Source organism: Faecalibacterium sp. DFI.5.82 (genome assembly GCF_029076575.1).
GTDB classification, from domain to species: Bacteria; Bacillota; Clostridia; order Oscillospirales; family Ruminococcaceae; genus Faecalibacterium; species Faecalibacterium duncaniae.
On the sequence record NZ_JARFIS010000217.1, the window covers coordinates 1 to 339 of the forward strand.

Here is a 339-nt window from a genome sequence, read left to right on the forward strand (position 1 = left end):
CCATGCCGCAGGGTTCGTAGCCCCATGCGTGGTCGATGAGAATTTCTGCAACCACGCCGAAAATCTCATACAGACGATCTTCTCCATGGATGGAGAACCGTGCCAAGTCCCCCATGGTGTAGATGCCATGAGCTACCAGCCGCTTGACGGTTCCGGGACCGGTCATCCAGAAATCCGTCAGGGGTCTGTGGTTCCACAGCAGATACCGATAGGTCTGCTCATCCAGTTCCGCAATGCGGACTCCATCTTTGTCTGCCGGGATGTGCTTTGCCACAATGTCCATGGCCAGCTTTGCAAGGTAGAGGTTAGTGCCGATGCCTGCCGTTTCGGTGATGCCGG

Annotated in this window: 1 pseudogene; it reads right to left on the reverse strand. The window is 56.3% G+C overall.

The annotated features are described in order from the left end of the window. Nucleotides 1-339 (reverse strand): annotated as a pseudogene (locus tag P0G09_RS16315) (DNA methylase); the annotation flags it as partial.